Consider the following 14509-nt stretch of genomic DNA (forward strand, 5'->3'; position numbering starts at 1 on the left):
GATTTAATCGATATCGAAGCGATAGAGAATATCCAGCGTATCATATAAACCGCTGGTCACCTCGATATACAGTCTTTGTAACACCTGATAGCGCACCGCCACCTCGGAAATGGACTCAAATACACCAACACTGTATTTAACCTGGATCCCAGGGGCAATATACCCGGCAATTTCCACCTTGGTATCATCACCGCTGCCGCTGGAGTTTAAGGTTACATCACTCAAACCTAAGGACTCACCAATGCGCGAGACCAAGCCTTCGCCACGGTTGGTGCCCTGCGCCAATAGCATGCGGGTCAATAAGGCATCGGTATTGGCGTCACCGTCGCCGAGCGGTTGTCCGTTAAGCACGTAAGACAAAGCCTGAGAGCGGTCCATAGCTGGCTCGGAAAAGACATGCAGTTGCGGCTGCTCGACACTGCCGGCCAGCTCGATACCGGCTACCACGCCATTGGCTGTGTTATCCGGGTTACGAATGGCACGCACATTAATATAGGGCTTATCTAAGGCACCGCTAAAGCCGATTTGTCCGGTGCGGATCAGCAAGTCTTGGCCAAATGCTCGGTATTTACCATCGACCAGGTTCAACTCACCCACCGCCAGCGGGTGACTTTCATTGTTCGCAGTAATGCTAAGGTCGCCCTTAATATATGACTTCAAGCCGAATGAATCGATATACACGTCATCTAGAATATTTACCTTTAAGTCAACATCGTACATAAAGGGCACGGTAGGCTCTTGCACCGGCGCATCGACAATAATCTCATCATCACTGACCTTGACCGCCCCTTGCGGCAGCTCTTTAATTTTGATGCGACCATAGGGGACATCGACACTGCCATCCACCTTCACCTGCTGCGCATTCACCTCGATATTCAGAGCCGGAGATAGCGCAATCATGATGCCTTGATCGGGGATAAGCATAAAGCGCTGCCCCTGTACACTAACTGCAAGGTGCGGCTGCTCACCGAGCCAAAGCCCTTCGCCACTGACGTTCAATTCCCCCCCATCGACATTAGCCAATTGTCCAGATACGCTGATTTGCTCCCCAGCCAGTTGCACACTCAAGCGCGAGTCGGCCAAAGATAAGGGTAAGGCATCACCCTCTAGAGCCAGGTTTTCTGCATTGAGTCGGCCATGCACTTGGGGCTGACTGACACTTCCTGAAAAACGCAAATCGGCGCTGATATCACCGGCAAGATTCTTGATCTCCGGCGCCAGTGAACGAAATTTAGCAAGTTGTAAGGCATCCACTTGCAGTTTACCTTCGAGCTGTTGCGCCGCCATCACATCGGTGACCTGTACATCGGCGGTCAACGTGCCGAGCACGCTCGATTCAAGCTCTAACTGGGCTTGAGCCTGGTTTATGTCGCTCTGCAAAGACAAGGCTAAGGTTTCAACGGGGAAATGGTGCTGTTGTTGCTGATGGCGATAACTCGCCTGCAACTGTTCGGTTTGCAGTTGCACGTCTATTTTAGGTGCATAACCGCTGTGCCAATTAAAACTCGCATGCCCTTTAGCCAAGCCCGCTAAGGCAGTATTAGGTCCTAGCAACGGCTTGAGCGCCTGGAGATAAAAGTGCGTTAACGTCGCCTTCACCTCGCCTTGGAGAGGATCGAAAGTCGCGGGGTCAACGCACAGATCCACCGCATCGCCACCCAAGCATAAACGCTCCGAGCGCAGCGCCTGCTTGGCAAAATCAAAATGCACGCTGGTTGGTGCGGACAAGGCCACCTGATGCTCCTGAAGCACCACATCGAATTGATCCAGTTGTACCTTTAATTCCTGGTGTGATGACGACAGCTCACTGGCAAAAGCACTTTGCAGTTGTGCCAAGGGCGAGTCCAGACGCAAGGATGTTTGTTGCAACGTGTCACTGCCTCGAGATTGCAATGCCAGACTATTTAAGTGCTGATCGCCGGCTTTTAGGCCGGACAGCTGAGCTGTAAGATCGTATTTTAGCTCGTCTCGATATTCACTTTCGACATCCAGCGTCAGCGTATCCACACTGACGCCAGCACCTTGCATTTGTGCCAATTGTGCATCAAGTTGTAATTGCGGTGCTAAACGCTGACCACGAAGCTGCAACTGGGCTTGGCCTTCGGCCGTGTACCCGGGCACTAAGGAAGTGTCGGCAGATAATGCCAGCACTGCGTCTAAGCGCCACTGCTCGTCCACTTCACCGGTAAGATTCAAGGTGTTATTGCCCTGACGTAAGCGCAGCTGGCGCACGACGCCATGCAGTGAACTGTTAAGATCAAGATCGGCCTGTAATTGCAGTTCGGTATCGTTCACCGTGCCGCTTAAGGTCGACGGCGCCACCGCCAGTTGCCACTGGCCTTGAGAGTCCATTTCAAAGGAACCAGAGACCCGACCGGAAACATCGCTGCGCACCATATCGATAAGGTATTCGCTATGCAGATTGACCAACTCGGCACTAAAGTTGGCGCTTAATCCTTCACGCCAATTGAGTTCGCTCTTCATCTTGGCCTGGCTTTGACCGGCCTGCAGTTGCAATGACGCTACCTGTAGCGAGCTTAATGTCCCCGCGGCGTTAAGTTGACTGTGTAACTCTGGGTAATCCCCCAACTGCGACTGCAAGGTCATCTTGAGTTGGTAATCATCGATATTACCCCCGGCGCGAATCTCGCTTTGCCGCAATTGCAGGGGCTGAGCACCCGCCGATGGGCCCATAGGCAGTTGCCATTGTTGCTGCTTGGCGTGCAAGGTAAAAGGCCAATTGGTTTGCCGTAACTGAACCGTGGCGTTCAACGCCAATGGGTATTGGCCCTGATTTGCCAATGCCAGTTGCAGCTCACTGAGACTGCCACTGAGATCAAGCTGACTGCGCTCCCCCAGGGCTTCCACCTGCAGCGTTAACTGCAATGGATTATTGCCAGATAAGGCCACATCACCCTTTAGCGCCGCATGCAGCTGCTGTGCGTCCGTGGTGCCGCCCTGCTGCTGCGGCAGCCCGGCCACCAGCTCAGGCGGTAAGGCATAGCTTACATCCAGTTGTTCTATAGCCAGCTTGGTGCCAAGCAGCGCCGCATTGAGCTGCAAGTTGCTGAGCCTATGCTCGCTTGCCCCTTGTACCAGTGTCGCATTGTTGAGGGTAAGGTTCTGAATACGAATGTGCAGGCCAAGATCAAAATCGATGTCGGTCAGCGGCGGCAATTGCATCAGGGGCCCCTGCTCTGGCTGTTGCTGCGCTGAAACCAATTCAACCCTCAGTTCATTGACCTTAAAGGGCTTGATATTAACGCGCTTACCTTGGGCACTAAGGCTGGCACTCAGGTCGCGCACGTTGATTTTTTGCCCCGCCACCGCGATAGCCGCCTCGGCTAGCGCCAGGCGTTTAACGTCAATATTCGGCAACTGGAACTGCAGCAGAGGGCCAGAGGCGTTCGCATCCGCTTGCTGGCCGTCGCTGCCGATGTCGGCGCTCGAGCTTACCTGTGGCTCTTGCTCGGAGTCGGCACTACCGCTTTGCACGCTAAGGCGCTGCGCCGCGACATTATCGATACACACACCGCCACAACCGAGCAAGCGTATATCAAGCTGCACATGCTCGACATCTAGGGTCAGGCCGTCGCTTTGGTATTGTAAATCGAAGGAACCATTGGCGAGCAAACGCCCTTGATGCAGCTCGATATTAAGTCCTGATACCAGGTTGTTCGCCAAGGCCACGACAGCACGATTACCAAACCCGGTAAAAAGTAACAAGGCCACCATGAGGACCAGGGTAATAAGGATGACGGCAATCACTTTGACGCTTAAAAGAAGAACGCGCTTCATAGTTCGGGCCCCACGGTAATGCTGAGTCGAGTGTTATTACCAGGCGTTGCGAGTGCCCAGGCGTGATCAAAGCGAATAGGCCCTACGGGCGTAAGATAACGCACGCCAAAACCCACGCCCACCGAGAGTTTTTCGGAAAAGTCGTTGGTGGCGGTACCGGCATCGACAAACAAGGCGCTGCGCCAATTGCTGGCAAACTGATAATTGTATTCCAGGGTACCTGTCACCAGGTATTTCCCCCCCACCTTGGCGCCATCGACCTCGGGAGAAACTGACTCGTATTTATAGCCACGTATGCTTTGATCGCCACCGGCGAAAAAGCGCAGTGACACCGGCACATCGCCGATGTCATCGACATGCATGGCACCCAGATTAACGCGACTAAAAAATAGATGGCGCTGCCAATAGGTATTTAACCAGGCATACTGAAGTTGCACGCGAATGATATTCGTAGACGAGGCCAGAGAACCGGCACCGACCTCGGTACTGATCAACCATTGCCGCCCCCAATAGGGCGTGGTGCCCCCTTTTGAACGCTTGCGCGCATAACTGACGCCGGGTAACAGCATTTTTGTGGTTTTTTCTTCCTCGCCAATGCGAAATTCTTCAAACTCACGGCGGATAAAAACGGTGCGGATCCAGTCTTCTTCTATTTTCCATTGCCGTTGCACCAGACCGGTCAGAGTTTTTGAGAAGATATCTGTCTCTTCATTATCCTCAAGCTTATAACCCAGGCTAAAACGCCAAATATCATCAACCGGGTCGGCGACCGGTATGGTGTAGGAAAGGCTGATATCCTGCTGGCGCTCAGACACATTGAGGTTACTTTCTAAATAGTGTCCTTGTTCACCCACCCAGGGCCGCGACCACTTAAAGCGCACCTTTGGGCCCATGTCATCTGTTGAGAAACCACCACCGACCTCAAAGCTGTCCTGTGGCTTATGCAGCACCTCAACGCGAATAGGCACTTCCTGAGCGCTGCGTTTGGCAATGTCGGCATAGACACGTACACTGCTGAAATAAGGGGTCTGCGATAATGCCAGATTAAAGTTATTAACCTTAGTAGCGTTATAGGCTTGTCCCGGCTCGAACTCAGCCAGAGAGTGGATATATGCATTTGCTGGGGTATCGGTAGCAATATTCAAGGGGCCAAAGCGATAACGTTTGCCGGTGCTCACAACCAGGCTAATATCGGCGCTGTAGCTTCCCCTATCAATGGCCAGGCGCGCCTCTTGCCACTTGGCATCAAAGTAACCAAGTTCAAGCAGTTGCTTATCGATGGTACTTTTGGCTCCATCGTAATGGCCATGATTGATGATGTCGCCGCGTTTGAGTGGCAACTGCTCCAGCACCTGGGTCAACTCTTTGTCTTGCTCCCCTGGACCAAGTAGTTGGTACTCCACACTTTCTATACGTGTTGCCTGCCCCGGCTTGATTGTCGCTAGCACCTTGGGCTCGGCGCTGTTATCTTCAAGGCGCAGGTCGACCTCGGCATGATAATAACCCAGGGCTCGCATACTCAATAACACCTGCTCAGTGGCATAGCGCTGCAATTGGCGTGTTGGCTGCTCGCCACTGAGCTGTTGTAAATACAGACCGACGTTTTTCTCCAGCTCCCCTTCGATACCTTCAATGCTATAGCCGGAAATGACCCGTCCTTGCGGAAACTTGCCAGGCTCAGTGCCCCAGGCGCCATAAGAGTCGAACGAGCACAAGCTCAGCACCAAGAGCAGGCCCGTTAGTAGGGTTAACTTCAACTTACCGTGTCTCCATTTCAATCACTTTTCCACCGCCTGTGCCAGCCTTATTGAATTACATACCAAAACTCGAGTCTGTTTGCCTGTTGTGACGCCTTAAGAAGTTACAAAGATAAGCACACTCTCTTAATGACTTAAGTTTATCACCGCTGACTCAAGGCATTCACTAATGACGACGAAAAATTTCACTCAAGTGGCTTTTTATTTTCAGTAAGATATTAGACAATCGTAAGATTAACGCTGATACGAGATAAACGATGCACTTTCCCGACGACGACACAGGCCAAATTTTGCAACAAATGCACGAGCAAGGCGTCGACTTGACGCAACTGCACTGCGTCGATTTCTTTCTGCTTTTCGAACAACAGGCACATGCGCAAGGTTTTATCGATGCCCTGGCTCATGCCGAGGTCGCACCAAAAGCCAGTCTCAGTACCTGCCCGGACACCGGTGTTTTTGAAGTGAAGGCGAGCATTACCATGGTGCCCGAATATGAGCTCATCAATAACATGGAAGCCTATTTAGAAAGCCTGGCCGACAAGCATAACGGCTATGGTGATGGTTGGGGCATGCTGGACGAAAGCGGCGCCGAGCAATAACGCTGCCTATCATTAAACGCAAAGCCTATCAGCGACTATAGGCTTTGCGGTAACTCCCCTGGTAATCAAACAGTTTCTCACTGACCTGCCAACCATATTTTTTCGACTTACGAGCAATCACAAAATCCGGCCAGCCCAAATGCTGTTGCAGTGCCACTACCTGCTCGGTGCTGCACCACTGGTTAACACCGGGTGCATTATGACGCTTGGCAAATTGGCGATTAAACAAGGCTAACGCCTTAGCGTTGCCGAGATCATAGACTTCCGCAACTTCGGCCCCGTCTTCATCATAATAGGTGAGCTTTAGTTTACCTTGCCTTGTTTGTTCACAACTTAAACCGCTGCAACGCAGTACCAGTGCATCTTTAAGGTTTAGCGCCTGACGTAGCTTGTCATCCGGGTCGACCAACTGATGCTCACAGCTATGACATCTGCGCGCGGCAATATCATTTTCGCTAAAACACTGCGGGCATTCCTTAAACTTAAAGCGGTAATCGCATTGCTGCTGCTCTTCACCGTCATCCAACAAGCCCTGACAGCGGCGACCATAATGCTCAATCACCTGACCATCGGCATCCTTCTTACCCCAAAACACATTGGCAAATCCGCAGCCGGGACAAAGCACCTGCACCGGCTCACAATTTGGATCAGGCTTTTGCGCGCCGACCTCGGGGTGATGGATATCAAAACCGTTGCCGGCATAGTCTATGACTAAACATTCCTGCTTATCGGCGCACAAGCGCAGTCCTCGGCCAATAATCTGCTGGTACAGACTCACCGACTCTGTCGGTCGTAACAAGGCAATAAAATCGACATGGGGGGCATCAAACCCAGTGGTCAAAACGGAAACATTTACCAAAAACTTAAATTCCCGCAGCTTAAAGCGGGCGATAATGTCATCGCGCTCGGCAGCAGGTGTTGCGCCAAGGATAATATGAGCCTGGCCGGATGGTAAATAACGGTAAATTTCCTCGGCATGGGCAACGGTGGCGGCAAAAATCATCACTCCACGACGTGTATCACTTTGGGCAATGACATCGAAGATAATCGCCTTAGTGGCCCGCGTGCTTTGTTGCAGCAATGCATTTAGAGCCCCCTCACTGGGAGGGGTAGCGCCATGTAGCAAGGCGGAAAAGTCATAGTGCTGTACCGCCGCATCAACGATTCTTGGCGGTGTTAAATAACCCTTGTTGATCAAATAGCGTAGCGGCAGCTCATAAATACAGTCGTCAAATGGCGCATCACTCGGGCCACGGACAAAACCATGATAATGGCGATGATATACCCAGCCACTACTTAGCCGATAAGGCGTCGCGGTCAAGCCCAGTACTTTAAGGTTTGGGTTTATTCTCTGTAATGCCGATATTACCTGCGCATACTGACTGGTTTGCTCTGTGCTGACACGGTGACACTCATCGATAATCACTAAAGAATAGTGGCGCTGTAACTTATCTATACTACGGGCCAGTGATTGAATACTGGCAAAGGTAACCTGCTCGTTTAAATTTTTATCATTTAAACCCGCGGAGAAAATCCCCGGTGTTAAACCCATGTCACGAAATTTATTAGCGTTTTGTTCAACCAACTCTTTAACGTGAGTCAATACCAGGATGGGATAACGGGCCAACCGGGCCAGCTCGGCAATGACCAAGCTTTTACCGGCCCCCGTGGGCAATACAATAACGGCCGAGCGCGTTGATTTACGAAAATGCGCTAGGGTATTGTCGACGGCTTGTTGTTGATAGTCTCTGAGTGTATACACTGCTGACACCCAAAAAAGTAAAGGTCCATTGCTGGACCTGATATGTTATTTCGCGAGGTATTTAGTGAGGTCTACATCTTGAAACGCTTTAGGGCGTTTACCGCGGCCTGACCATTCCACCATCTTCCCTTCGAACTCGCGACGGTACTTAGGCTCAACCTTAGTACGCTTGTCCTGGGTCACATCAACAATGTCTTCCACACTGAGCCCTTTTTCCTTCATCAGTTGTAGAACTTCCTGTTTCGCTTTTTCTTGCTGTTGCTGATTATCGAGCGCAGTGTTCAGAATATTAATTGCTTTTTCCAACTCATTAATAGATGCCGATTTGGCAAATGCTCTGATTTCTCTCACTGTGATCTCTTATATACTTTAAATGTGGAAATAAAATAATAATTGAAGATCAGTGATATATCAAAGTAATTATATTAATTAATTAATGGCTTGAACTTGTTTAGATATTGTTTTGTTGGCTTGGCGCCTGGAGGGGGGGGAAGAAGTGAAGCCGAAACGGCTCCACTAATTATTAACTCTGGGACAGAGTCAATAAGGAATTAAACCGGAGTTACATTTTCCGCTTCTGGTCCTTTCTGGCCTTGTTTAATGCCGAAAGAAACCTGTTGGCCTTCGCTTAGAGTACGGAAGCCTGAACCATTGATCGCGCTGAAGTGAACGAATACATCTGGGCCATTTTCTTGCTCGATAAAACCAAAGCCTTTTGCTTCATTAAAAAACTTTACTTTACCGTTTACTTGATCTGACATACTAAAGTGTTCCTGTAAGTCAATTTCTATTACTCGCCTATTATTAGGCACTATCCTCCCTGAGCCAGTGTCGCTACCGCTAGGGTCCGGTACAGGACTAAACGAGGTTAGTCACACTTACAGCGTAGGCCGCACAAAACCGTCACATTAAACGCATTAACTCAAAGCAGTTCCTAGACTACCATAGAAAATATTAATAAGCTTTAAATTATTTGAAATTCACAGTAATGACATAATTGAGGTTTGCCCCTTTAAAAGGGTCAGGGTTCTGTATATTTCCGCAACGATTATGGTATGTTACTGACAAACCTAGATTCTTGAAGCCAGTTATAAAGGAGCGGTCAATGAAAAATTTACTTGCAGCGGGTGTGCTTATGCTACTTAGCGCCTGCGCCTCTGGGCCCGATTTTGACTATGATAAGTCGGTAAACTTTGCTCAGTACAAAACTTTTGCCTGGTTTCCCGATGCCAGTCTGACCAGTGCCACCAGCAATTATCAGATCAGCGAACTCATGGAGCGCCGCGTAAAACAAGCGGTGAATGATGAACTCAGCGCCAAGGGCATGAGTATGGTCGCTGCCGACCAAGCGGATGTGCTGATCAACTACCATGCCTCGGTAGAAAAAAAAGTGGATGTCGATACCTTTACCACCGGCTACAGCGCCCGTTGGGATTACTGGGGGATGGGCTACAATGTGCAAACCACCACCCGCGAATACCAGGTGGGCACCTTGGTAATTGACGTGGTCGACCGCGCTTCTAACCAGTTAGTGTGGCGTGCAGCCAAAGAAGGCCGTTTGAAGAAAAATCAGACGCCAAGCGAGCGCACCGCTGTCATTCGCGAATCTGTGGCGGAGATTTTCAGCAACTACCCACCAGGTACTAACCAATAATATTTGCATCCACTTAAGGTGCTTACAGCTTTAAGTAAGCGCCTCAAGTTGGGTTATTCTCCACATCGCATCGGCATTATTGCTGCCACACACGTCTTCACACGCCTTAAATTGTAAACACACCGCCGGGCGCGACGGATCGCCAAACAACTTACACAAATTATTTTTGTCCAGCTGGACACATCGCTGCCCCGCTTTTTTACCCTCTGGCATACCAGGTATGGGGCTGGAAATACTAGGCGCAATACAGCACGCACCACACCCTAAACGACAATTCATATTCGACCCCTTAAACAAACGCAGCGGCCATTTTAACAGATTACATGGTTTGTTACATATTACACACACCTGTAAACATGATTGCCGCTACCATATAGCCTGTCATCGAACTATACAGGGAGCTGCATTGTGGCCAGCAAAAAACAAATACTATTACCTATTGGTGTATTGGGAGTGTCAGTGGCACTTTTCGCCACCTTTATGGCAATGAAAAAGCCACCGGAGCAAAAACAACAGGAAAACGTCGCCCCACTGGTAGAGGTCACCCCGGTCAACCTGACCGATGTCACCTTGCAAGTGCATTCCTACGGCGAGGTTATGGCTCAGGAACAAACCGAGCTGGTTGCTCAGGTATCCGGTCAGGTGGTGTCCATCGCCGAACAATTTGTTAAAGGTGGTTTTGTGAAAAAAGGCGATGAGCTGATCCGCATCGACCCCAATGATTACGAAGCAGCCCTTATCGAAGCTCAAGCCGGCCTAGCACAAGCCCAATCGGCATTAGAAATTGAGCAAGCGCAAGCCCATGTAGCAAAAACCGAATGGCAGCGCATTAAAGACAATGCCAATGCGGTGATCCCCTCGGAATTATATCTGCGCAAACCTCAGCTCGCGGAAAAGCTAGCGAAATTTCGCGCCGCTCAGGCTCAGGTGAAACGCGCCAAACGCAATTTAGAGCGCACCTCAATCCGTGCCCCGTATGACGCCCTGGTCACGGCGAAAAAAATCAGCCTTGGCAGCGTGGTTAATCCAGGGAATGTACTGGGCCAAATCGATGCCACCAGCATTGCGAAAGTACGTCTGCCGGTAGCCAATCACGATCTGCAATACTTGATCGATGGCGGTATCGGCGCCGATGTCACCCTGACCAGCGAAGTGGCCGGCAAGACCCGTACCTGGCAAGGCACCATAGTACGTAATGAAGGCGTCGTCGATAAACGCTCGCGCATGACCTACTTAGTCGCCTATGTCGACGCCCCCTACGAGCAGGCTCAACCGCTGCGCTTTGGTGCCTACACCAATGCCCGCATCGTCGGTAAGCAAGTCCGCGACGCAGCCATAGTGCCCAGCCACCTGATTAAGGACAACCGCATCGCCCTGATTGATAATGAAACCAAGCTTAAGTTCAGTAACCTTGAGGTGGTCCGCGAGCAAAACGGCATGGCCTTTGTGACCGCCGGCCTGCAAAGTGGCGAGCAAATTATTACCTCTGCGCTGGAATACCCTACTCAAGGCATGCAGTTACGCCTGGACGAGCAAGAGCCGCAAACGGCACACACGCAACTGGCGTTGAAGGAGGACTAAACTATGGCGCAAAGCACAGAAAAAGGCTTGATCGCCTGGTTTGCCCGCAACCCGGTTGCCGCCAACCTGCTGATGGTGATCATCATAGTCGGTGGTATTCTCAGTGCCTTGTCTATTCGTAAACAAGCATTTCCCCAATTTGAAAGTAACTGGCTCAGTGTTCAGGCCGTGTATCCCGGCGCCGCTCCTCAGGAAGTAGAAGAAGGGATCACCATCAAAATAGAGGAATCTTTGCAGGGGTTAGAAGGCATAAAGCGCCTTATTACCTATTCAAACCGCAGCTTTTCTCAAAGTTGGATCGAAGTCGATGAAAGCTATGACTCTCAAGAAGTGCTCGACGAGGTCAAGATGCAAATCGACTCCATCTCCAGCTTTCCCGCAGAGATGGAACGTCCCAATATTCGTCGTGAAAAATTCACCCAGGAGGTGATGTTCCTCGCCTTGTATGGCGATATGAGTAATTACGAGCTCAAGGAACTTGGCAACAAGCTGCATGATGAGATGCGTGCTTTACCTCAGGTCAATCTCGTCAATTTTAATTCGGGTTTGGATTATGAGATAAGCATTGAAGTCAGTCCGGACAAGCTCCGCGAGTATGGCCTGACGTTCCGTGATATCGCCAGTGCCGTGCGCAACTTCTCCGCCAATATGTCGGCGGGACAGATTCGCTCCGATAATGGCTATATTTCCATGCGCGTGGAAAACCAGGCCTATCGCGGCGGCGAATTTGAACGCCTTCCGCTGTTAACATTAGAAGATGGCGCCCAGGTATTTTTAGGTGATGTAGCAACCATCCAAGACGGCTTCGAAGAAGGCCTGCAATATTCCAAATACAATGGTAAAAACTCACTGATTTTTGAAGTCCGTGCGTCAAAAGATCAAGATGTCACCCGTGTCGCAGATGTAATGGACGCTTATTTAGAGCGTAAAAAGTCTGAGCTTCCTCAGGGTGTCACCCTGGCACCCATGATTGACATCACTTATTACCTCGAAGGTCGTCTCGACATGATGATCGAGAATATGATTTGGGGTGGTATTTTGGTTATGCTGATGTTGGCCTTATTCCTGCGTATCCGCCTTGCTTTCTGGGTGATGATGGGTTTACCCGTCTCTTTCCTTGGCGCCTTTTTGATGATGCCGGTGGGCTTTTTAGACGTCACCATTAACCTGGCTTCCCTGTTTGCCTTTATTCTCGTACTGGGGATCGTGGTGGATGATGCCATAGTGGTGGGTGAGTCGGCTCACGCCGAAATCGAGAAGCATGGTCATAGCCTGGATAACGTGGTGCGTGGCGTAAAACGCGTAGCCGTGCCTGCCACCTTCGGAGTATTAACCACGATAGCGGCGTTTTTGCCTCAGACACTAGCCTCCGGCCCGGGAGCGGCGTTTTCTAAAGCCATCGGCGGCGTGATCATCCTCTGCCTCTTGTTCTCACTGGTCGAGTCCAAGCTCATTCTTCCTGCTCACCTGGCGGCCATGAAGAACCGCCCTGTTAATCCACGTAACCCATTGCACCGCTTACGCAACAAGGTAGATAGCGGTTTGCAATATGTTATCGAGCGAGTATACCGCCCTGCGGTGCAGCGCTGTATTCACTATCGCTATACCGTGATTGTTGGCTTCTTTGGCATTCTCATTGTCAGCGCTGGCTTGTTTGCCGGTGGTTTAATCAAGTTTGTTGCCAACCCGAAAATCCCCCATGACTTCCCAAGTATTAACATTGAGATGAACCTGGCGTCATCAGAAACGGCGACCTTGGAGACGGCCAAGAAAATTGAGCGGGTGGTGATGGACGTTGAGAAGGTCATCGAGCAACAATACGGTATGCCCATGGTTAAGGATATTTCCCTTAATATGCAGGGCCGCACCAACGCACGCTTAATGATGGTCTTGGTAGAGCCGCATCTTCGCCCCATCGACACCTTCGCTCTAAGTGCGCTGTGGCGTGATAATATGCCGCCGTTGCCTGGCATGAAATCAATGACCATTAATGACAGCATCATGAATGGGGGTGGCCGTGATGATGGTGACATTAGCTTCCGCCTCGAAGGTAATGACGCCGCCGAGTTGAAAGAAGTAGCCGGCAAATTGAAAGAGAAGCTGGCAACCATCAATGGTGTGGGCGATATCAATGATTCAATGCAAAGTGCGACCGATGAAGTCCAGCTGGACCTGAAACCCATTGCTTACAGCCTGGGCCTGACCTTGGCCGATGTTGCCTCGCAGGTGAACTTCAGCTTCTATGGTCTGGAAGCACAGCGTATTTTACGCGATGGCGAAGAGCTCAAAGTAATGATCCGCTACCCCATTGAAGAGCGTAACTCTATCAGTGAAATCAATGACGTACGTATCATTACCCCAGCCGGAGCGGAAGTGCCTCTAGCCGAGGTTGCAACCATTAACCTGGTTGATGGTGTTAACCGCATCCGTCGTGAAAACGCCAAACGCACGGTAAACGTGTGGGCCGCGGTAGACACAAATCAGGCACAACCGTTTGAAATCGCCAAACAAGTGCGCGATGAATACCTTCCGGCGCTATTGAAGAACTATCCTGGCGTACAGAGTAAGGTAGCCGGTCGAGTGCAAGAAGAGATGGATAGCGTCGCCGAACAGCGCCGTGACCTCGCCTTATCACTGCTGATCATCTTCGCGCTGTTGGCCATTCCACTGCGCTCCTACTCGCAGCCCCTGCTGATCATGTCGGTGATCCCCTTTGGTGTGGTCGGTGCCGTCTACGGACACGTGATCCTGGGTATGACCATGAGCAGCCTGTCCTTCTTCGGCATTATTGCCGTGGCCGGTGTGGTGGTCAACGACTCGCTGGTGATGGTTGATTACGTCAACAAGGCACGCGCTCAGGGCATTGCCATCAAACAGGCGGTGGTAGAAGCCGGCTGTAAACGCTTCAGAGCCATTCTACTGACCTCGATCACCACCTTCATTGGTCTGGTGCCCATCATTATGGAAACCAGTTTGCAGGCGCAAATCGTGATCCCCATGGCGGTATCACTGGCCTTCGGTGTGCTGTTCGCCACGGTTATCACCCTGGTGTTGATCCCTTGCCAATATGTGGCCCTGGAAGACTGTAAACGCGGCCTGCGTAAACTCTTCGGCAGAGCCCCTAAGGTAGAGCCAACGCCAGAACTAAAACAGCAAAGTTAAGTACTTGGTATTTATCCCAACAATAAAAGCCTTGCCCCGCGACAAGGCTTTTTTATGCCTAATAAGTTATTTGGCCATAAAAGCCGCATCTAATTTAAAAATCCCGCTTTGCGCTATCTGAATTGTTTAAGCATTTAATTTTTAAATTGAAAGTTAGATCTGATTTGGTATTTAATAGGATGCATAGCGAGAGTCT

General features: G+C 50.5%; 10 protein-coding genes. 4 read left to right on the top strand and 6 right to left on the bottom strand.

Going from position 1 to position 14509, the window contains the following annotated elements:
- Positions 1-3 precede the first annotated feature (3 nt).
- Positions 4-3798 carry an autotransporter assembly complex protein TamB gene (tamB, locus tag C2M29_RS13705; protein WP_105190337.1) on the bottom strand — a complete coding sequence of 1265 codons (3795 nt, stop codon included), beginning with the start codon at positions 3796-3798 and terminating at the stop codon, positions 4-6.
- Entirely contained in the window at positions 3795-5555 is a 1761-nt protein-coding gene (locus tag C2M29_RS13710; protein ID WP_105190338.1) for an autotransporter assembly complex protein TamA, read from the bottom strand. Before C2M29_RS13710 ends, tamB begins: the two co-directional genes overlap by 4 nt.
- A 257-nt stretch (positions 5556-5812) precedes the next feature.
- On the opposite strand from C2M29_RS13710, the gene C2M29_RS13715 reads away from it, so the two are divergent.
- Positions 5813-6154 carry a ribonuclease E inhibitor RraB gene (locus tag C2M29_RS13715; RefSeq protein WP_105190339.1) on the top strand — a complete coding sequence of 114 codons (342 nt, stop codon included), beginning with the start codon at positions 5813-5815 and terminating at the stop codon, positions 6152-6154.
- Between the two features lie 28 nt (positions 6155-6182).
- Here the strand turns inward: C2M29_RS13715 and C2M29_RS13720 are convergent, their stop codons facing one another.
- The 3 genes from C2M29_RS13720 to C2M29_RS13730 all read right to left on the bottom strand — a co-directional run bounded on the left by C2M29_RS13720 (position 6183) and on the right by C2M29_RS13730 (position 8677).
- The gene (locus C2M29_RS13720) at positions 6183-7916 is read right to left on the bottom strand and encodes a DEAD/DEAH box helicase (protein ID WP_233998437.1); all 1734 of its coding nucleotides are present in this window, start codon (positions 7914-7916) and stop codon (positions 6183-6185) included.
- A gap of 45 nt (positions 7917-7961) precedes the next feature.
- Positions 7962-8267: an H-NS family histone-like protein gene (locus tag C2M29_RS13725; protein WP_105190341.1), complete on the bottom strand. Its 306-nt coding sequence runs from the start codon at positions 8265-8267 to the stop codon at positions 7962-7964.
- A gap of 200 nt (positions 8268-8467) precedes the next feature.
- Positions 8468-8677, bottom strand: a complete 210-nt coding sequence (locus C2M29_RS13730; protein WP_105190342.1) for a cold-shock protein — start codon at positions 8675-8677, stop codon at positions 8468-8470.
- A gap of 344 nt (positions 8678-9021) precedes the next feature.
- Between C2M29_RS13730 and C2M29_RS13735 the strand changes: the two genes are divergently transcribed.
- Positions 9022-9570 carry a DUF4136 domain-containing protein gene (locus tag C2M29_RS13735; protein WP_105190343.1) on the top strand — a complete coding sequence of 183 codons (549 nt, stop codon included), beginning with the start codon at positions 9022-9024 and terminating at the stop codon, positions 9568-9570.
- A 30-nt stretch (positions 9571-9600) separates the two neighbouring features.
- On the opposite strand, the gene C2M29_RS13740 is transcribed toward C2M29_RS13735, so the two are convergent.
- Positions 9601-9849 carry a YkgJ family cysteine cluster protein gene (locus C2M29_RS13740; protein ID WP_105190344.1) on the bottom strand — a complete coding sequence of 83 codons (249 nt, stop codon included), beginning with the start codon at positions 9847-9849 and terminating at the stop codon, positions 9601-9603.
- A 129-nt stretch (positions 9850-9978) separates the two neighbouring features.
- On the opposite strand from C2M29_RS13740, the gene C2M29_RS13745 reads away from it, so the two are divergent.
- Together C2M29_RS13745 and C2M29_RS13750 are read left to right on the top strand one after the other, a co-directional pair.
- A complete protein-coding gene (locus C2M29_RS13745) occupies positions 9979-11151 on the top strand; it encodes an efflux RND transporter periplasmic adaptor subunit (protein ID WP_105190345.1) in 1173 nt (390 codons plus the stop codon).
- Between the two features lie 3 nt (positions 11152-11154).
- Positions 11155-14313 (top strand): efflux RND transporter permease subunit, encoded by a 3159-nt coding sequence (locus C2M29_RS13750; protein ID WP_105190346.1) that lies wholly within the window; start codon positions 11155-11157, stop codon positions 14311-14313.
- Positions 14314-14509: the final 196 nt, after the last annotated feature.

Origin of the sequence: Pseudoalteromonas sp. T1lg48, assembly GCF_002964785.1 — a bacterium.
Classification (GTDB): Bacteria; Pseudomonadota; Gammaproteobacteria; order Enterobacterales; family Alteromonadaceae; genus Pseudoalteromonas.

Coding starts and splice junctions, on each gene's coding strand:
- tamB (WP_105190337.1), bottom strand. CDS start 3,798: ATGAAGCGCGTTCTTCTTTTAAGCGTCAAAGTGATTGCCGTCATCCTT.
- C2M29_RS13715 (WP_105190339.1), top strand. CDS start 5,813: ATGCACTTTCCCGACGACGACACAGGCCAAATTTTGCAACAAATGCAC.
- C2M29_RS13730 (WP_105190342.1), bottom strand. CDS start 8,677: ATGTCAGATCAAGTAAACGGTAAAGTAAAGTTTTTTAATGAAGCAAAA.
- C2M29_RS13735 (WP_105190343.1), top strand. CDS start 9,022: ATGAAAAATTTACTTGCAGCGGGTGTGCTTATGCTACTTAGCGCCTGC.
- C2M29_RS13740 (WP_105190344.1), bottom strand. CDS start 9,849: ATGAATTGTCGTTTAGGGTGTGGTGCGTGCTGTATTGCGCCTAGTATT.
- C2M29_RS13750 (WP_105190346.1), top strand. CDS start 11,155: ATGGCGCAAAGCACAGAAAAAGGCTTGATCGCCTGGTTTGCCCGCAAC.